Genomic DNA, 19,285 nt, shown 5'->3' with positions numbered 1-19,285 from the left:
GGATCCTGTTTGCCAGCCATCACCCACTGCGTGAGGTGTATCGCCTCGCGGCAGAGGCACTGGCCAGCCCATAGTCAAAACGAGTGCGGCCCCGACACGTTGACGCTTCGGGGGTAGGGGAAGCTGCGCCCGCAATCTGGAAAGCAGGCCAGTGCCCGCGCTGCAGAGCGGCGATCTGCTATCCGGGAGGAGTTTCTGCTGCTTGAGCCCGCTCAGTGAGCAGGTGGTGAAAAATCCGGGCTAGACCTGCGGTCGCTCATCCGGCTCGCGCTGTACCAGCTCGGCGATGGCGGCTTCCAGCCCGGCGGCATGCCGATCCGCCAATTCTTCGCTGGGATTCAGGCTTGCCACCCTTGCCAGAAATGCCGCCCGATCCAGCCACGCCCTCGGATTGTCCAGCTGCTGGGCCACACGCCAGCAGGCGTAGCTGAATGCGGCGTCCTGGCGCATGCGGTAGGCGGCATGAGCGTGGGTTGCCAGCTCGGCAAAGTAACAGCCCTCCTGCGTTTCCATGCCGCACAGCGCCAACAGCTTTTGCTCGACAGGCTGGAGCGTTAGCAAGAGGCGCCGGCCTGCGACCTCCTCATCGGCAAACCGCGCCACATCGCCAACATACTGCTCATGCAGCTGCTGCAGCCTGGGGCCGACGTCTGCCGCCGACTCTGGCGGGGTGTGCTCGGGCAAAGTCTGCCGGTAATCAAGCATGCCCAGGCGCTGCAACGCCTCATAGAACAAATGCACAGCCAGACGCGGCGAGAGGCGGGTGTCACCCAGTGGTTCGGCGTAAGTGACATAGCTCGTATGCCTGGCATCACGCGGCACATAATGAGCGGCGATGAGCGAACCATCCGCAGCCTGCTCGATCCCGGCCATATGCCCGCTGCGATGCCCCAGATGCATCCCGATGTGGCGAACCCCATCCTCGCCCAGCAAGGCATACGCATGCAAACCGTCACCATCGGCATTGCCTTCCGGGTAAACACGCAACTCTGCTTCGGCCAGACGCGGGCTAGCAAACACCCAGTCAAAAATGCGCCGTACTTCCTCCTCGGACGGCATTTGTGAAATCAGGCACTCGCGGCGTTCGCGGTCATACACCGGCGTGTCATCACTGCGCATGCGCGCCGACAGCCGGGCAAAGTCAGGGAAATACCCGCCCCAGAATGGCGACGGATCACACAATTGCGCCTCGAACACATCTTCAACCCGGGCATTGCTCGGGAAGCAATCCAGACTGGTTTGCTGTAGGCCATTTTCATCTTCATATTCATTGACGCTGAGAACATGCGGCACGGCGATGATCACCCCGGCGTGCAGTTTTCCGCTACGTACCTGATAGTCCCTGGCGATCAGCACATCAGCATCCAGCGTGCCAGCCACATCGAGCGAGCCGTGATTGTAAAAACCGTACAGGCATTCGGTTACCAGATTGCCGCCGACAAAGCAGTGCCCGCCGTACAGCTGCACATTGGGCACCCGCAGGTCGCCTGTTACCACCAGCAGCGGCGAATAGTCGATATCGTAGGCGGCCAGATACTTCTCCACATTCAGGTTGCCGCGGAACAGGTAGCCGGCCACCTCCAAATCGTCGTAACTGCTATTCATATCCAGGCAGGACAACGTGCAATCGCCCTCTGCGACGAGGAAAACGCCGTCTGCGTCATCAGGCTCGGGCACGGCGGATTTGCCCAAGAATTGCAGTGCATCGAGCTCCTGCGCCACCGCCGCATAGGGCAGCACACGAAAGCGGAAGGTTTCGCTGCTGCCGTCTTGTGCATCGGCAAGCGGAACCTCGACATAGCGCGCTTGCTTGTCGGCGACGGCTTGCGCGGCCAAACTCCAGCGGCGGCGCTCGCCCTCGGCCTCCTGATCGAGCATGCGCTGCCCGCGCTCAAGCAGTTCGGCTAGGTCTTCGAACCAATTCAGCAGGCCCTGGTAATAGCGCGGCTGGTTCAGCGCCAGCTCCTGGCTGGTGTCTTCTTCCTGTTGCGGCTGGAACCACAAATTACGCTTGATCTCGCCGTTCTCTTCGCTCAGGCCGTAATTGAAAAAGCAGTGGTCCCGCCAGCCGTTTTCCAGCCGCGCCTCGCTGCCGCGCCAGGCAATTCCCAAACGCGGGTCTCCTTCTTCAGCCTGGCGTACCGCCAGATAGACACTCCCGAAGTACTCGCCGTCGTCGTAAGCGGGAAAGGTCTCTCGGGTGTAGGGCAGCTCCAGCAAAGCCTGCATGCGCTCAATACTGATGCGCTCCTCGATCTGCGGGCGCAAGCGCTCGGCGTGGCCGACCAGGGCTAGGCAGTGTGCCCACAGGGTCTGCAGGGTGGGCTCATCCGGCATGACGCTGCGCCACCGCCACCGCCACTTGCCCGTCGTGCGATCCGCGCCCTCGATGCTTAGCGTTTCGACTTTGCGCCGCCACGGCAGCCACGATTCACGCGCCGGACTGATGCTCAGCACATAGCTGCGTTCGGCATTGCGGATACTCATGACGCCGACACGCGGCTGCAAGATGCAATAGACCGGACCATCCTCCAGCTCGATTTTGCCTTCAGCATCGGCATATGCGAGCAAGCTGGTATCGAGCAACTGCCGAAACCCAGCCAGATCCAGTCCCTGACCACTCATGCGCTGCGGCGGCAGCATTGGTGGCTCCTGCAGCTGCTGCAGCAAGGGTTCGCCCCGGCGGCTCGCTTCGATCAGGACCGATGACTTGAGCCAAGCGTTGACTGCGTCGTCCACTTCGCACAGCATGCGCCCGTGCAGCGGCTCCACCGCATCGGCGCGGAACAGACGCGTCAGCGACGCCCACGTCGGCGCCGGCAATGTCTCGCGATGATCCAGCCAGCGCAGACCCTCGGCATCCTCGCCTATCCGGATGCGGTATTCCTCCGTGCTCAGCCAGGCTTGCGCACAACTATGCCCGTCGACATTCAGCGAGCCATGGTTGTAATGCCCCCAGAACAGCGTGTCGACCTGCAGATCGCCAGTGACGCAGATGTCCTCGCCCCCCACCAGCATGGCATGCACGTGCAGATTGCCCCGCACCACCAGGCCAGGCCCACCGGCGTCCCAGTCAAGCGAGTGGATCGGACCACGCACACGCAGATTGCCATCCACCAGCAGCAGCACCAGCGGCTCATCGGCAGACAAAGGGCACGGCGCTCCGGTCACGACTTGCGGCAGCTCATGCAGCGGCAGCTCGGCCAGCTCCAGCGGGCCGGAAACAAGCAGCACTTTCCAGTGCCCCACCTCGCGATCATTGCTCAGCACGCGTTGTTTGTGCCAGTTCGACTCTGGCAAAAGATCCAGCACCTCGAGCAGCGGGACAATCCGATAAGATGAAGGCATGGGTCAGCTTCTTAAATTAAAAGCCGGCATATTACACAATATAAAAAGTCAGCAATTAGAAAGCAGATAACAGACAGGCTGCCCGCACGCGGCTTGTTGCCTGTCCAAGCGCAAGCACGGAGGGCACGGGATGCGGCAAAGGCAACAGACCGGCAGCAAAGCGTATCAAGCCCCCCGCCATTGCTTGACTGCAGGGCTCAAGCGCTAATCAAACGGTTTGCCGCGCCCTTCCCCCTTCAAGCCTGCCGCAGGGCGAAGGTACGAAAGCGGCTTTCCACCTGTTGCACGGTGCTTGGTAGCGGGTAATCGGCAGAATGCGGCTGGCTGCACAGCGCTGCATCGTGGCAGCCATGCGGGCGGAAATGCTGCAGCGCGTAATCCTGCACGCCCAGCGCGGCCAGCTCGGTGGACAGCGCCAGCAGATCGGCATCAGAGAGCAGGCCGGCGTGGATGGTGGTGCGGCATTCGAACGCCACACCGGAATCCAGCAGCAGCGACAAAGACTGGCGCGCCGCCGCGCCGCTGCCGGCCACACCGGTGACCTTGGCGTAATCGGCGAACAGCGCCTTCACGTCGAAGCCCACCCAGTCAAGCATGGGCAGGCAGGCCTTCAGCCTGGCCGGATAGCCGCCACCGGTGTGCAGCGCGACGGCAAAGCCCAGCGCCTTCACGGCCGCGATCATCTCCGGCAGACGCGGCTCGATCAGCGCTTCGCCGCCGGAAAACACCACGCCATCGAGCAGCCCGCGCCGGGTCGCCAGCCAGGCCAGCAGATCCGGCCACGGCGGGATGCCGCCCTGTTCTTCGCGGCTTTGCAGGTGCGGATTGTGGCAATAGCGGCAGCGCCACGGACAACCGGCGATGAACACGACGGCGGCCAGTTGCCCTGGCCAGTCGCAACTGGAGAAGGGAATCAGGCCGCCCAGCCTGGGGGGTGCGCTTGACATGACAATACTCCATGTATTGCCGCACAGCCCTTGCAATCATTTGGCTACACGGCAATACCCATCAGCTTTGGCAATCAGCGGCAGCAGTCGCTGCGGTTTTCCTCGAAGAACTTGCGCTCGGCGAACTCGCCCTTCTTGCCGACGTTGAAGCTCGTTACCGGGCGGTGGTAGCCCATCACGCGCGTCCACACTTCGCAGCGGGTGCGCTCTTCGTCTTTCAGCTCGACTTGGAAATTGGTCTGTACGGACAAATCGGTCATGGTTCTGGCTCCTGTAAAAAGAGGGGGAGGACAAGCCGCCCTCCCCAATGGGCTCAACAAAAGGTAGTGGTCTGCCCGGCTGCGAAGCGGTGATCGGCGCTTATGCGCTGCTCGGAATCCTCATTTACCTCGGTAAATTCCGGTTCCTGCGCTGCTCTGCGCGCCGCTGACCGCTTCTCGCTCGGGCCTAAGCCGAACAGGCACCCGAAAATCCTGCCCGGCATTCTCTGTGTTCTCTGTGCCTCTGTGGTTGATTGCTTTTACTCGCAACACTTTGCCTGTTTCCTGGCGATCAGCTCGGCGTCGCACTTCGGGCAGAACTCGTGGTGACCACTCAGGTAGCCGTGCTTCGGGCAGATCGAGAAGGTCGGCGTCACCGTGATGTAGGGCAGGCGGAAGCCGGCCAGCGATTTCTGCACCAGCGCCTTGCAGGCCTGCGCGCTGGATACCGCCTCGTTCATGTACAGGTGCAGCACGGTGCCGCCGGTGTACTTGCGCTGCAGCTCTTCCTGGCGGGTGAGCGCCTCGAAGGGATCGTCGGTGAAGCCCACCGGTAGCTGCGAGCTATTGGTGTAATACGGCTGATCGCTCGTGCCTGCCTGGATGATGCCCGGATAGCGCTTCCTGTCTTCCTTGGCGAAGCGGTAGGTCGTGCCCTCGGCCGGCGTGGCTTCCAGGTTGTAGAGGTTGCCGGTTTCTTCCTGGAAGTCGGCGATCTTCGCGCGGATGTGGTCGAGCAGCTTCACCGCGAACGCATGGCCGCGCGGGTCGGTGATGTCGTATTCGTCATTGGTGAAGTTGCGAATCATCTCGTTGATGCCGTTCACGCCGAAGGTGCTGAAATGGTTGCGCAGCGTGCCGAGATAGCGCTTGGTGTAGGGATACAGCCCGCCGTCGATGAGGCGCTGGATCACCTTGCGCTTGATGTCGAGGCTGTTTTTCGCCATCTCCAGCAGCTCGTCGACCCGCGCCAGCATCCCGGCTTCGTCGCCCTTGAATTCGAAACCGATGCGCGCGCAGTTGATGGTCACCACGCCCAGCGAACCGGTCTGCTCGGCCGAACCGAAGAGGCCGTTGCCGCGCTTCAAGAGTTCGCGCAGATCCAGCTGCAGGCGGCAGCACATCGAGCGCACCATGTGCGGCTCGAGGTCGGAATTCACGAAGTTCTGGAAGTAGGGCAGGCCATACTTGGCGGTCATTTCGAACAGCAGATCGGTGTTCGGATGCTCCCAGGCGAAATCCTTGGTGATGTTGTAGGTCGGGATCGGGAAGGTGAACACGCGGCCCATCGCGTCGCCTTCCATCATCACTTCGATGTAGGCGCGGTTGATCATGTCCATCTCGGTCTGCAGCTCGCCGTAGCTGAACGGCATTTCCTCGCCGCCGACGTAGGGAATCTGCTCGCGCAGGTCTTCCGGGCAGATCCAGTCGAAGGTCAGGTTGGTGAACGGCGTCTGCGTGCCCCAGCGGCTGGGCACGTTCAGGTTGTAGATCAGCTCCTGGATGTACTGCTTGACCTGCCTGTACGACAGATTGTCGACGCGCACGAAGGGCGCCAGGTAGGTATCAAAGGAAGAAAACGCCTGCGCGCCGGCCCATTCGTTCTGCAGCGTGCCAAGGAAGTTGACGATCTGGCCGATGGCGGCGGAGAAATGCCGCGGCGGCTTGGCCTCGACCTTGCCGGGCACGCCGTTGAAACCTTCGTGCAGCAGCCGCCGCAGCGACCAGCCCGCGCAATAACCGGAGAGCATGTCCAGATCGTGGATGTGCACCGCGCCCGAGCGGTGGGCATTGCCGATCTCGGGCGGGTAGACGTGATTCAGCCAGTAGTTGGCGATCACTTTGCCCGAGGTGTTCAAAATCAGCCCGCCCAGGCTCCAGCCCTGGTTGGCATTGGCGTTCACGCGCCAGTCGGATTGATCCAGGTATTCGTTGATCGAGCTTTCCACGTCGACGACGGTGCGCACGTCGGCGCGCACGCGGGCGCGCTGGCTGCGGTAAGTGATGTAGGCACGGGCAGTTTTCAGGTGGCCCAGCGCCAGCAGCATTTCTTCGACGTTATCCTGGATCTGCTCGATGGTCGGCGCCGCATCGGTCGGCAACTGCTCGATCACCAGCGCGGTCAGGCGGTGCGCCTTGGCTTCGTTGAACTCCCCCGTCGCCATGCCGGCCTGGGCCAGCGCCTTGGCGATCTTGGTGGCGTCAAAGGGAACGGTGCGCCCGTCGCGCTTGACGACGTATTCGGGGTGTCCGGCCATGCTTGTGCTCCTGAGTGCGTTTGCGTTCAGGCACAATATATTGTGTTTATCGTATTACCGCGACACCACATAATGTAGAAATTGATGCAAATCAAACCCTGACAGCCGCCCGCCAAGTGCTGTTTTCGCGGTATCTGTTCACAAGCCAGCACGCATGCCGTGCGCGGCTCGATACACCGTTTTTTTGCTTACAAAGGTGCTGTGGCGAAGGCGAAACAGCCGGGTTTCTTCCTGCATCAGGAAGCCTGAATGGCAAGACAACTCAGCAAAATCCAAATCAACCACAGAGACACAGAGAACACAGAGAAAAGCGGGAGCACGACTGCGCATTTCTCCAACGCATTTCTCAGGATTTTGTTTCCTCTGTGTCTCTGTGGTTCAAGAGGTTTCCTGATTAGCAAGACTCCTCAGCTTTCTTGCCGTCATTCCGGCGAAGGCCGGAATCCAGAAGGGTTAACGAAACGTTTGCAGTCTGGATGCCGGCCTTCGCCGGCATGACGGGCTGTTGGTGAATGCTTGCTGAGACAGCTTTTTAATCAGGTGAGGTTTTTGTTTGCAGAGAAGGGTTTCTTGCTACATCAGGAAAATGGTCGCCAGGCCAAGGAAGATGAAAAAGCCCATGCTGTCGGTCATGGCGGTGAGCAGCACCGAGGAGCCATAGGCCGGGTCGCGACCGAGTTTCTGCATGGTCAGCGGCACGAGAATGCCGACCAGCGCCGCCACCTGCAGATTGAGCACCATCGCCCCCATCATCACCAGGCCGAGATCGATCTGCCGGTACAAAAGCCAGGCGATCAGCCCCAGCACGCTGCCCCACAAGAGGCCATTGAGCAGGGCGATGCCGGATTCCTTGAGCAGCAGGCGCGGCGCGTTGCCGGCATTGATCTGCCCCAGCGCGATGCCGCGGATGATCAATGTAATTGTCTGCGTACCGGTATTGCCGCCGATGCCCGACACAATCGGCATCAGCGTGGCCAGCGCCACCAGATGCGCAATGGTGGCCTCGAAAGCGCCGATCACGCGGCTGGCGAGAAAGGCCGTGCAAATGTTCAGCGCCAGCCAGGGCCAGCGGTTTTTGGCCGACGACCACACGCTGGAAAACAGGTCTTCGTCCTTCAGGCCAGCCAGCGACAGCACTTCGGCCTCGGAATCCTCCTGGATCACGTCGACCATCATGTCGACCGTCAGGCGGCCGATCAGCACACCATTGCTGTCAAGCACCGGGGCGGACACCAGATCGTAGCGGCTGAAGGCCTGCGCGGCATCGCTGGCATCGTCGTGACCGTGAAACACCACCACATCGGTCGCCATCACCGCGGCCACGCCTTTCTCGGGGTCGTTCAGCAGCAACTGCTCCAGCGGCAGCACGCCCTTGATCTGGCGACGTTCGTCGATGACGAAGAGCTTGTCGGTGTGATTGGGCAATTCGCTGAAACGGCGCAGATAACGCAACACGACTTCGAGGGTGACGTCATCGCGTATCGTCACCATGTCGAAATCCATCAGTGCGCCCACCTCGTCATCGCGGTAGGTCAGCGCGGTTTCCACCTGTGCCAGCTCGGCGGCATCCAGCGAGGTATAGAGCTCCTGCTGCACGGCCTGCGGCAGATCGGGCATCAGGTCAGCCAGCTCGTCGGCGTCCAGCTCGCTGGTGGCAGCCAGAATCTCGTGCGGCGCCATGTCGGCGAGCAGCGACTCGCGCACCGCGTCCGATACCTCCAGCAGTACTTCGCCCTCATCCTTGCTGGCAACGAGCTGCCAGACCATACCCCGGTCATTCAGCGGCAAGGCTTCCAGAATGTGCGCGATGTCGGCGGGGTGCAGGCTGGCCAGCTTCTTTTCCAGCTCGGCCAGATTCTGCTTGTGCACCAGCTGCTCGACCAGCTCGTGGCGCGGCATGTCCTGCTTGTGCACCATGCCCTCGATCAGCCGGTGACGCTCCAGCAGGCGCATGACCTGCTGCAGCGTGGTGTGCAGGCTGTCGGGCGAAGTGCGGGCAAGGTCGGTCATGCGCGGGCTCTGCAGGGAGTCTGGCGGGAAATCCCGCGATATTAACAGCCCTTGATGACAGCGCGGCGCGTATAATCGCCGCGCCGCAACACGGGGGAAGAAGTGACATGCTGAATGCTTTTGTACTGAGCGCTGGCCGGCTGATGCAGGTGCCGGCACTGACCCCCGACGACCTGAAACGCCCCGAGGTGCTGTGGGTGGACATGGTCGACCCGACCGACGACGAGCGCGAACTGGTGCAGCGCGTCTTCCGCCTGGAGCTGCCCGAAGACGAAGAGCTGCTCGATCTGGAAGAATCGGCGCGCTGCTATATGGACGACAACGGGCTGCACATCAGTTCGTTTTTCCTGCACAACGACGGCGAGGAATCATCCAACGTCACCGTGTCCTTCCTGCTCAATGAAGGGCGGCTGTTGACCATCCGCCAGGAGGAGCTGGCCGTCATCCGGCTGTTCCGCCTGCGCGCGCGCGTGCAGCCGGGCTTTGTCGCCACGGCGCAGGACATTCTGCTGGCGATTTACGACGCCGCCGTCGAATACGACGCCGATGTGCTCGAAGACATCTACGCCAAGCTCGACGGCGTCAGCCGCCGCGTACTGGATCGCAGCAATGAAATGACCGACGAGCTGATGGGCGAGGCGCTGGCGACGCTGGCCGGCCACGAAGACACCAACGGCAAGGTGAGGCTGGATCTGATGGACACGCGTCGCGCGCTGTCCTTTCTCCTGCGCAGCCGCCAGCTCGGCCCGGAGCAGGAAAACAATCTGCGCGAAATCCTGCGTGACCTGGAATCGCTGAACAACCACAGCGCGTTTTTGTTCGAAAAGATCAACTTCCTGATGGATGCGGTGATGGGCCTGATCAATCTGGCACAGAACAAGATCATCAAGATCTTCTCGATTGCCAGTGTGGTCTTCCTGCCGCCGACGCTGGTCGCGTCGATCTACGGCATGAACTTCGCCAAGATGCCGGAACTCGCCCAGGCCTGGGGCTACCCGGCCGCGCTGGTGCTGATGGTGATCTCCGGCTTCGCGCCCTACTGGTACTTCCGCCGCAAGGGCTGGCTGTGAGGTGTGAGGTGTGAGGTGTGAGGTGTGAGGTGTGAGGTGTGAGGTGTGAGGTGTGAGGTGTGAGGTGTTGCAGGATACGTTCACACCCATACCACTCAATCCTTTACAGATAAAGGGTCGCAGCAATATACCCAATGATCATACCGAGAACCTTGTTCTGTCCCCGCACCTGCGCCAATGCCCTGGTGGCGGGCTGGCAAGCGCAATTGTTTACAGCCGGCCAGCGCCCCACTCCCTTATGCTGCGGGATTGCCCCCGAGACTCTCGCCCATGAAAACCCTGCTGCTGCTGACCCTGGCCCTCTTCGGCCTGGCCAATGCCGCCCCGGCCCCCGAATTCCGTGAAGACCCGCAGATCGCCGCGCTGTTCGACCAGGCCGGCGTGCGCGGCACCTTCGTCGTCCTTGATCCGGCCAGCAACACCCTCACCGGCCACAATGCCGCACGGGCCGCCACCCGCTTCAGCCCGGCGTCGACCTTCAAGATTCCGCACAGCCTGATCGCCCTCGACACCGGCGCGGTAACCGGCGTCGACGAAGTGTTCTTCCGCTACGCGGGCCAGCCGGCGTTTCTTCCCAGCTGGAAGCAGGACATGAATCTGCGCCAGGCAATCAGCACGTCGAATGTGCTGGCGTATCAGGAGCTGGCCCGGCGCATCAGCCTGCCGGCCGAGCAAAAGCAGCTGCGGCGGCTCGGCTATGGCAACGCCAGAACCGGCAAGGATCTCGAACGCTTCTGGCTGGATGGCGTGCTGAGAATCAGCGCAATCGAACAGACCCGCTTCCTTGCGCACTTGGCACAAGGCACCCTGCCCTATCCGGCCGCGCAACAGGCGGCGGTACGCGACATCAGCAGACTGGAAAGCGGTGACGGCTGGGTGCTCTACGGCAAGACCGGCTGGGCCACCAGCAGCAAACCCGGCACCGGCTGGTTCGTCGGCTGGGTCGAGCGCGCGGGCCGGGTTTACCCCTTTGCGCTCAATATGGACATCACCAGCACCGATGAACTGCCCAAGAGGGAACTATCCAAGCGCGCCGAGCTCGCCAAGGCCAGCCTGCGCGCGCTGAGAATTCTGGAGAATTGAAGGGTATAGCCCTGCAGCCATTCAATAAAAAAGGCTACAGGGCAATACCCATAAAGCATCTCCATACAAAAACCGTGCCGAAGCCTACGTTCGTTATTCCGGCGAAAGCCGGAATCCAGACCGCATCGTCACTGGATACCGGCTTTCGCCGGTATGACGGAATGGTTCTTTCGCATTGCCATGACGCGGCGAAACGTGCCGCACAGACCTGCGGCCGAGCCCGCAGCAACGATTTCTCACCTTTGCTATCAGTAACGCGGGAACGCCTGATCAACCTCGTCGGCCCAGGCGGCAACGCCACCGGTCAGGTTGATCACCGTCTCGAAGCCGCTGCGCTCCAGAAACATCGCCACCTGATAACTGCGCACGCCGTGGTGGCAGATCACCACGGTCGGTGTGTCGGGGTCGAGTTCCTGCTGGCGGGCGGGGATTTCGCCCATGGGGATGTGGGTAATGCCCGGCAGCGCGCAGTGCTGCACTTCCCAGCCTTCGCGCACGTCGAGCAGCACCGGCTTGCTGCGGGTTTCGTCGGCCAGCCAGTCGGCCAGCTGCAATGGGCTTAGATGCTGCATGGTTTTTCCTTTGCAAATGACAACGGGGCAGCCCGCTGGCCGCCCCGTTCATGAAGACGCAACTTTACCCGAAGCCGCGCACGTCCACCATCCGACTGCGGCCATCCTGCGTATTGCGGCCAATGGCGTCTGCGGCTAGGGTATGGCCTTTCCTGATTGGCAGAATGTCCCTGCAAAACCCGAATTCACCACAGAGGCACAGAGAACACAGAGGAAGCAAAATCCCGAGTAATACAGATGAGGTGCTCCCGCTTTTCTCTGTGCCCTCTGTGGTTCAAAAATGTTTTTGTGGTTTGCAGAGAAGGATTTCCAATCAAGGAGACCTTTGCCGCCCCGCATCCAGCCGAGAATCCGCCATGCGCTTACCTGCCCTGCTGCTGTTTGCCTTCCTGCCGCTTGCCGCTCACGCCGACACCATTCCCGTCGCCGTTGCCGCCAACTTCATGCCGGTAATGCAGAAACTCGCGCCCGGTTTCGAGAAACAGTCCGGCCACACGCTGCAGCTTTCCTCCGGCGCGACCGGCAAGTTCTACGCGCAGATCCGGGCCGGCGCACCCTTCATGGTGCTGCTGGCGGCGGACGACACGACGCCGCTGAAGCTAGAACAGGAAGGCCTGGGCATCACTGGCACGCGCTTCAACTACGCCACCGGCCAGCTCGCGCTGTGGAGCCCCCTCGCCGGTGCGGTGGACAAGGATGGCGCGGTGCTGAAGCTGGCGAATTTTCGCAAACTCGCCATCGCCAGCCCCAAAGCCGCCCCCTACGGCCAGGCGGCGATGGAAACGCTGCAGGCGCTGAAACTCGACGCTACGCTCGCGCCCAAGCTGGTGCAGGGCGAGAGCATCGCGCAGACCTATCAGTTTGTCGCCACAGGCAATGCCGACTTCGGCTTTGTCGCGCTGTCGCAGATCATGGAAAACGGCAAGCTGCGCGCAGGATCAGTCTGGATTGTGCCGGCCACGCTGCACCACCCCATCCGCCAGGACGCGATTCTGCTGAAACCCGGCGTCAACAGCGCCGGCGCGCGTGCGTTGCTCGACTACCTGAAAACACCCGCTGCCCGTGCCGTGATGCAGCAGTACGGTTACCGCTTCTGATGTTAAGCCCTGACGACTGGTCGGCGATCCGCCTGACCCTGGAACTGGCCAGCGTCACGACGCTGCTGCTGTTGGCGATCGGCATTCCACTGGCCTGGTGGCTGGCGCGCAGCCGCTCGTGGCTGGCGCGCATCACCGCCGCGCTGGTCACGATGCCGCTAGTGCTGCCACCGACCGTCATCGGCTTCTATCTGCTGATCGCCTTCGGCGCGAATGGGCCGTTCGGCCAGCTCACCCAAGTTCTGGGACTGGGGCTGCTGCCGTTTACCTTTGCCGGCCTCGTGATCGCGTCGATCCTCTATTCGCTGCCCTTTGCCATTCAACCCTTGCAGCAGGCCTTCCGCGCGATTGGCGCGCGCCCGCTGGAGGTCGCCGCCACGCTGCGCGCCTCGCCACTCGATACCTTCGTGCATGTCGTGCTGCCGCTGGCGCGCCCCGGCCTGATCACCGCTGCGGTGATGAGTTTTGCGCACACGGTGGGCGAATTTGGTGTGGTGCTGATGATAGGCGGGAATATCCCGCAAGAAACGCGGGTGATTTCGGTGCAGATTTATGATCACGTTGAAGCGCTGGAATACGCGCAGGCGCACTGGCTGTCCGCCGGCATGCTGGTTTTCAGTTTTGCCGTGCTGCTGGCGCTGAATCTGCTCAACCGGCGCGAGGCGGCGGCATGACGATCAGGGCCGATCTGACACTGACGCGCTCAGGGCACTGCACCCGCGCCGACCTGACGCTGCCGGGGCGCGGTGTGACGGCGCTGTTCGGGCCGTCGGGCGCGGGCAAGACGACCATCCTGCGCATGCTGGCTGGGCTGGAACGCGGCGCCGGCAGCCTGCAGGTGAATGGCGAGTGCTGGCAGGACGATGCGCGCGGCGTGTTCCTGCCCGCGCATCGCCGCGCACTGGGCTATGTGTTCCAGGAAGCCAGCCTTTTCCCGCATCTGGATGTTCGCGCCAATCTGCTGTTCGGCTACCGGCGCATTCCCGACCAGCAACGCCGCATCGCGCCCGAGGCAGCCATCGAATTGCTCGGCATCGCCCCCTTGCTCTCGCGCGCACCCGCGCAACTGTCCGGCGGCGAGCGCCAGCGCGTGGCGATTGCGCGCGCGCTGCTGACCTCGCCGCAACTGCTGCTGCTGGACGAGCCGCTGTCCGCGCTGGACACCCGGCGCAAGGAGGAGGTGCTGCCCTGGCTGGAACGCCTGAACAGTGAGCTCGACATGCCGGTGGTTTACGTCACGCACAGCATCGACGAAGTCTGCCGCCTGGCCGATTACCTCGTGCTGCTCGAAGCCGGCCAGGTTGCCGCCAGCGGGCCGCTGGCCGATACGCTGGCGCGACTCGACCTGCCCGCCGCTTTCGAGCTGGAAGCCAGCACCGTGCTGGAGGGTTGTGTCACGGCCGTCGACAGCCATTATCAGCTGGCGACGCTGCGCTTTGCCGGGGGCGAGCTGAAGGTGGGCGCGGGCGAGCTGCAAAGCGGCCAGACGCGCCGCGTGCGCATCCACGCGCGCGACGTGAGCCTTGCCAGATCGGCAGCAAACGACAGCAGCATCGTCAACCGCCTCCCCGCCACCATCACCGCCATCAGGCCAGCCAGCCAGCCGGGGCAGGTGCTCGTGCAACTCGACGCCGGCGGCAGCCTGCTGCTGGCGCGCATTACACGGCTGTCACTCGACACCCTGCAACTGGCGGCCGGCCAGCAGGTGTGGGCGCAGATCAAGTCGGTAGCGCTGCTCTAAGCAAATACCCATTGCCATATACCGCCACAACCCTTTAAGAAAAAGGGCTGCATGGCAATACCCAAATACACCCGTAGGTACGAATAGCACAGCGTATTCGTACGCATGACAAGCCCCTCCACCATCCCTCTGCGTCACTTCGCTGGTTTTTACACCGTACGCATGCCATCCGGACGATTACGCTGCGCTAATCGTCCCTACAGTATTGCGTTGGGTGTTGCAGTTGCCGCATGCGCCTCAATCCAGCGGCGCAAACAGCGCGGAGAGGTCATCGGCCTGCAGCAGCGCGGCCTTTTCGCCGGTTTCACCGTAAACGCCGGCGGCCAGCGCCTTCTTGCGGTCTTTCATGAGCTGCATCTTTTCCTCGACGCTGCCGGCGCACACCAGCTTGTAGACGAACACCGGCTTGTCCTGGCCGATGCGGTAGGCGCGGTCGGTGGCCTGGTCTTCGACGGCCGGGTTCCACCACGGGTCGTAGTGGATCACCGTGTCGGCGGCGGTGAGATTCAGGCCAACCCCGCCGGCTTTCAGGCTGATCAGAAACACCGGCACCTCGCCATTCTGGAAACGCTCGACCGGGGTGGCGCGGTCACGCGTCTGGCCGGTGAGCTTCACATAGGCAATCTGGCGGGCTTTCAGCTCGTCCTCGATCAGCCCCAGCATGCGGGTGAACTGCGAGAAGAGCAGAATCCGCCGTCCTTCCTCCAGCAACTCGGGCAAGAGCGCCAGCAGCATGTCGAGCTTGGCCGAGTGCTTCACCTTCTTCGCCTGCGCCAGATTGACGAGTCGCGGGTCGCAGCAGACCTCGCGCAATTTGAGCAGCGCATCGAGAATCACGATCTGGCTGCGCTTGAACCCCTTGCTCTCGACTTCCTGGCGCACTTTTTCCGACAGCGCCAGCCGCACGGTTTCGTAGAGGTCGCGCTGTGCGCCCTGCAGCTCGGCCACGCGGATGATTTCGGTTTTCGGCGGCAATTCGGTCGCCACCTGTTCCTTGGTGCGGCGCAAGAGGAACGGTGCGACGCGGCGGCTGAGCTGCTGGCGACGCTCGGCATCGCCCTGTTTTTCGATGGGCGTGCGAAACAGGCTGTTGAACTGCCGGTCGCGCCCGAGAAAGCCCGGCATCAGGAAATCGAACAGCGCCCACAGCTCGCCGAGATGGTTTTCCATTGGCGTGCCGGTCAGGCACAGGCGATGGCGCACAGTCAGATCACGCACGATGCCGGCCGCCTGTGCCTTCGGATTCTTGATCGCCTGCGCCTCGTCGAGAATCAGCAGATGCCAGGCCTGTTCTTGCAATACCTCGGCATCGCGCGGCAGCAGCGGATAGGTGGTGAGCACCAGATCATGGCCGGCGATCTGCGCGAAGCGCTCGTGACGCGCGTTGCCATGCAGCAGCAGCACGCGCAGCGCGGGAGCGAATGCGGCGGCCTCGCGCTGCCAGTTGAACATCAGGCTGGTGGGCGCGACGACCAGGCAGGGCCGATCCAGCCGGCCGGCGGCTTTTTCGGTGGCAATGTGCGCCAGTGTCTGGACGGTTTTGCCCAGGCCCATGTCGTCGGCCAGGATGCCGTTGAAGCCGTATTCGCGCAGAAACTGCAGCCAGCCCAGCCCCTGCTGCTGGTAGGCGCGCAAGGTGGCGGCAAAGCCTGCCGGCGCGGCCTGCGGGGTGATGCCGGCAAAATCGGCCAGTTTTTGCGCCAGCGCGCGCGTGCGCTCGCCACCGCTCCAGGCCCAGTCTCCCAGCTCGGTCAGGCGCGCGGCATGGCTCGCCGGCAGGCGTACCGGCCTGTCAGCATCGAAATCGGCGTCAAACAGCTCGGTGAGCGTTTGCAGGATGGGGCGCAGGCGCTCGGTCGGCAGGCGCAGGAAGCGTCCTTCCCCCGCCGGCAGCAGCAGCGTGTCGGTTTCCGCAAGCTTCGCCAGCTGATAATCGGCGGGCGCCTTGCGGATGGCCTCCACCAGCAAGGGCAGGAGGCTCAGCCGTTCGCCATCGACCAGTACGCCCAGATCAACGCCAAACCAGTCGTTGCCGTCCTCGTCGTCGAGCTCGGCCCACCAGCCCTCGGCATCGCTGATCGTGATTTCGGCGTCGCGGTCCACCGCGATGCGCCAGCCCGCCGCACGCAGGGCCGGCACGATGCGCTGAAACAAGTCGGGCAGATCGTCAGGGCGGGTGATCACCTGCTCGGCGCCGCCAATGGCAAAGCGCTCGACCAGCGGACGATGCAGCATGGCCGGCGTGCCGGGCACTTCGGCCAGCCAGGCGTCTTCGGCGGCAAGCTCGCGCTGCAGCAGGCGGCCATCCGGCAGCTCGTGCAAGGCCTGCTGCGGATAGGGTGGGATGCGGTGATCGGCATAGGCAAAAGCCGGCTCCAGCAGCAGGCCATCGCCGGCGCCGTCCGGCAGACGCGCGATGTGCAACAGCGGCACGGGCACCAGGCCATCGAGCAGATGCTCGGACACAACGCCTGGCAGGCGCAGGCCGGTTTTCTGCCAGGCCTTGGGCAGCTTGCCGGCCAGCGACAGCCATTGCTGGGGCGGCAGCTCGGGCGCCTGCAGCAAGGCGCGCAGCTGTTCGCTGCCCATGGTCGAGCGCAGCTCGCCACACTCGCCAGTGGCTTCATTGATCCAGACCGGCCGATCAAAGGGTATAAGCTCGCAGCCCTTTTCTACAATGAGTCGTGGAGCAATACCCTTCTTACCATTCTGCCACTCGATTTGCAGCTCGCGCGACTCACCCCAGGCCAGCGGCGGGCCGTCGCTGCTGCCGACCGTGCAGCGTCCGGTCTGCAGCAGGGCCTGCACGATCAAAAGGCCCAGCTGTTCGGACAGCGGCTCGCGCAAGGGGTCCTGATAGTAGTATCGCGGTGCGCTGGCGCGCAGCAGGTGAAAGAGCACGATGTCTTCGGGGCGCACATAATCCGGCACATCGTAATTCGACAGGATGCGGTCGATGTTCGGGCGCTTGGGCGTGGACCAGCGCCCGCTTTTCAGGCGGTATTGCACCTGGGCCTCCAGCCGCAGCACGCGCAGACCATGCGCCAGCGGCGCCGTCAGCACATAGCGCAACTGCTCGTCCTGCCGCGGAGCCGCTTTGCCGTACTCGGGCGGCGCGAAACCTTGCAGCCAGGCCTGGGCAATATGCAGTTGCCGGGCTTCTTCCTGCGCGGCGCGGCGCGCAGCCTCCTGCGGATCGGCCGGCAGGTGGTCGATGACGGTGAGCAGCGTTGCCACAATGTGCTTGCAGCCCACGCCGACCGGGCAATTGCACTCGCTGCGCACCACCTGGCCGTGCCGGAAATCCACATAGACCGAATACATGGCGCTGCCGCGCACCAGCGCATCGACGCCATCCTCCTTCAGGCTCTGGAGGGTGACACGCCGTTGCTGGTGGTAATCCCGCCCGCGCGCCACGGCGCCGCTGCCAAGTCGGGACAGGGCGGTGAGCAGGGCAGAACGGCTGGGCAGGGGCATGGGATGATCTCGGCGCTAAAACAACACCTGATTAGCAAGACTTCACAGCAAAACCCCAATTAACCACAGAGGCACAGAGCTCACAGAGAAAAACCGGAGGAAATTTGCTGCATTTCTCGGGGTTTCTTCCTCTGTGGCCTCTGCGTCTCGGTAGTTCAAACAGGTTTTTTTACAAACGAGAGCGCTTGCTAACCTGGAAACAACAAAGCGGCCCGCCGGCCGCTTTGTTGACAAGGAAAAACGGAGTTACAGACCGGCAGCCGCGCGCAGGGCGGCGGCCTTGTCGGTGCGCTCCCATGAAAAATCAGGCTCTTCGCGGCCAAAGTGACCGTAGGCTGCAGTGCGGGTATACACCGGGCGCAGCAGGTCGAGCATCTGCACAATGCCCTTCGGGCGCAGATCGAAGTGCTCTTCGATCAGCTTGACGATTTCCTGGTTGGACAGCGTGGAGGTGCCCCAGGTATCGACCATGATCGACACCGGCTTGGAGACACCGATCGCGTAGGAAACCTGCACCAGACATTGCTTGGCAATGCCGGCGGCAACGATGTTTTTCGCCACATAGCGGCCGGCGTAGGCAGCGGAGCGGTCCACCTTGGACGGATCCTTGCCGGAGAAGGCGCCACCGCCGTGCGGTGCTGCGCCGCCGTAGGTATCAACGATGATCTTGCGACCGGTCAGGCCGCAATCGCCCATCGGGCCGCCAATGACGAAACGGCCGGTCGGGTTCACCAGGAACTTGGTGTTGGCGGTGATCCACTCCTTCGGCAGCACCGGCTTGATGATCTCTTCGATCACGGCTTCCGACAGCTGGGCGTGGGAAATGTCCGGGTGATGCTGGGTGGACAGGACGACGGTGTCGACCTCCTTCACCTTGCCGGTTTCGCCGTCATAGCGCAGCGTGACCTGCGACTTGGCGTCCGGACGCAGCCAGGGCATGCGGCCATCCTTGCGTAGCTCGGCCTGACGCTGCACCAGACGGTGCGAGTAATAAATCGGCGCCGGCATCAGTTGCGGCGTCTCGTCGCAGGCATAGCCAAACATGAGGCCCTGGTCGCCCGCGCCCTGATCCAGATCGAGACCGGCGCCTTCGTCAACGCCCTGGGCGATGTCGGGCGACTGCTTGTCATAGGCCACCAGCACCGCGCAGGTCTTGTAATCAAAACCGATGTCGGAATGGTCGTAGCCGATGCGCTTGATGGTATCGCGCGCGATCTGGATGTAATCGATGTTGGCAGTGGTGGTGATCTCGCCGGCCAGCACCACGAGGCCGGTATTCACCAGCGTTTCGGCCGCCACGCGCGCGTGCTTGTCCTGGGTGAGGATGGCGTCGAGGATGGCGTCGGAAATCTGGTCGGCGACCTTGTCCGGATGGCCTTCGGAAACCGATTCGGAAGTAAACAGGAAATCTTTCATCAGGGT

The 19,285-nt window shown here is 62.8% G+C and carries 13 protein-coding genes; 5 read left to right on the top strand and 8 right to left on the bottom strand.

Features of this window, described 5'->3' with window-relative positions; genetic code table 11:
* Window positions 1-240: 240 nt before the first annotated feature.
* The 5 genes from C515_RS0117340 to mgtE form a co-directional block, all read right to left on the bottom strand.
* Window positions 241-3,348, bottom strand: a complete 3,108-nt coding sequence (locus C515_RS0117340; RefSeq protein WP_144290529.1) for a hypothetical protein — start codon at window positions 3,346-3,348, stop codon at window positions 241-243.
* Between the two features lie 236 nt (window positions 3,349-3,584).
* Window positions 3,585-4,295 (bottom strand): anaerobic ribonucleoside-triphosphate reductase activating protein, encoded by a 711-nt coding sequence (locus C515_RS0117335; RefSeq protein ID WP_028456529.1) that lies wholly within the window; start codon window positions 4,293-4,295, stop codon window positions 3,585-3,587.
* A 74-nt stretch (window positions 4,296-4,369) separates the two neighbouring features.
* A complete protein-coding gene (nrdD, locus tag C515_RS0117330; RefSeq protein ID WP_028456528.1) occupies window positions 4,370-4,555 on the bottom strand; it encodes an anaerobic ribonucleoside-triphosphate reductase in 186 nt (61 codons plus the stop codon).
* A 260-nt stretch (window positions 4,556-4,815) separates the two neighbouring features.
* A complete protein-coding gene (locus C515_RS0117320) occupies window positions 4,816-6,813 on the bottom strand; it encodes a ribonucleoside triphosphate reductase (RefSeq protein ID WP_028456527.1) in 1,998 nt (665 codons plus the stop codon).
* A gap of 573 nt (window positions 6,814-7,386) precedes the next feature.
* Window positions 7,387-8,823, bottom strand: a complete 1,437-nt coding sequence (gene mgtE, locus C515_RS0117310; RefSeq protein WP_028456526.1) for a magnesium transporter — start codon at window positions 8,821-8,823, stop codon at window positions 7,387-7,389.
* A 107-nt stretch (window positions 8,824-8,930) separates the two neighbouring features.
* Here mgtE and corA point away from each other — a divergent pair, with 107 nt between their 5' ends.
* Both corA and blaOXA read left to right on the top strand, forming a co-directional pair.
* Entirely contained in the window at window positions 8,931-9,893 is a 963-nt protein-coding gene (corA, locus tag C515_RS0117305; protein ID WP_028456525.1) for a magnesium/cobalt transporter CorA, read from the top strand.
* 270 nt (window positions 9,894-10,163) lie between these two features.
* Entirely contained in the window at window positions 10,164-10,976 is an 813-nt protein-coding gene (blaOXA, locus tag C515_RS0117300; protein ID WP_028456524.1) for a class D beta-lactamase, read from the top strand.
* 248 nt (window positions 10,977-11,224) lie between these two features.
* On the opposite strand, the gene C515_RS0117295 is transcribed toward blaOXA, so the two are convergent.
* On the bottom strand, window positions 11,225-11,548 hold the full coding sequence (locus C515_RS0117295) for a rhodanese-like domain-containing protein (RefSeq protein ID WP_028456523.1): 324 nt from the start codon (window positions 11,546-11,548) through the stop codon (window positions 11,225-11,227).
* Window positions 11,549-11,904: 356 nt separating this feature from the next.
* Between C515_RS0117295 and modA the strand changes: the two genes are divergently transcribed.
* Genes modA through modC form a run of 3 tightly spaced genes read left to right on the top strand, consistent with a single transcriptional unit; the run spans window position 11,905 to window position 14,386 of the window.
* Window positions 11,905-12,645 (top strand): molybdate ABC transporter substrate-binding protein, encoded by a 741-nt coding sequence (gene modA, locus C515_RS0117290; RefSeq protein ID WP_028456522.1) that lies wholly within the window; start codon window positions 11,905-11,907, stop codon window positions 12,643-12,645.
* Window positions 12,645-13,319, top strand: a complete 675-nt coding sequence (gene modB / locus C515_RS0117285) for a molybdate ABC transporter permease subunit (protein WP_028456521.1) — start codon at window positions 12,645-12,647, stop codon at window positions 13,317-13,319. The genes modA and modB overlap by 1 nt, the downstream gene beginning before the upstream one ends.
* Window positions 13,316-14,386 carry a molybdenum ABC transporter ATP-binding protein gene (gene modC, locus C515_RS0117280; RefSeq protein WP_028456520.1) on the top strand — a complete coding sequence of 357 codons (1,071 nt, stop codon included), beginning with the start codon at window positions 13,316-13,318 and terminating at the stop codon, window positions 14,384-14,386. The genes modB and modC overlap by 4 nt, the downstream gene beginning before the upstream one ends.
* 237 nt (window positions 14,387-14,623) lie before the next feature.
* Here the strand turns inward: modC and C515_RS21790 are convergent, their stop codons facing one another.
* Both C515_RS21790 and metK read right to left on the bottom strand, forming a co-directional pair.
* On the bottom strand, window positions 14,624-17,863 hold the full coding sequence (locus C515_RS21790) for a DEAD/DEAH box helicase (protein WP_051305062.1): 3,240 nt from the start codon (window positions 17,861-17,863) through the stop codon (window positions 14,624-14,626).
* Between the two features lie 246 nt (window positions 17,864-18,109).
* The gene (gene metK, locus C515_RS0117270) at window positions 18,110-19,279 is read right to left on the bottom strand and encodes a methionine adenosyltransferase (protein ID WP_028456519.1); all 1,170 of its coding nucleotides are present in this window, start codon (window positions 19,277-19,279) and stop codon (window positions 18,110-18,112) included.
* Between the last annotated feature and the right edge of the window lie 6 nt (window positions 19,280-19,285).

The sequence above is a fragment of the Chitinilyticum litopenaei DSM 21440 genome (assembly GCF_000428145.1).
Classification (GTDB): Bacteria; Pseudomonadota; Gammaproteobacteria; order Burkholderiales; family Chitinibacteraceae; genus Chitinilyticum; species Chitinilyticum litopenaei.
The sequence above is the reverse complement of the archived record's forward strand: the minus strand, read 5'-3'. Positions and strand labels throughout refer to the sequence as shown.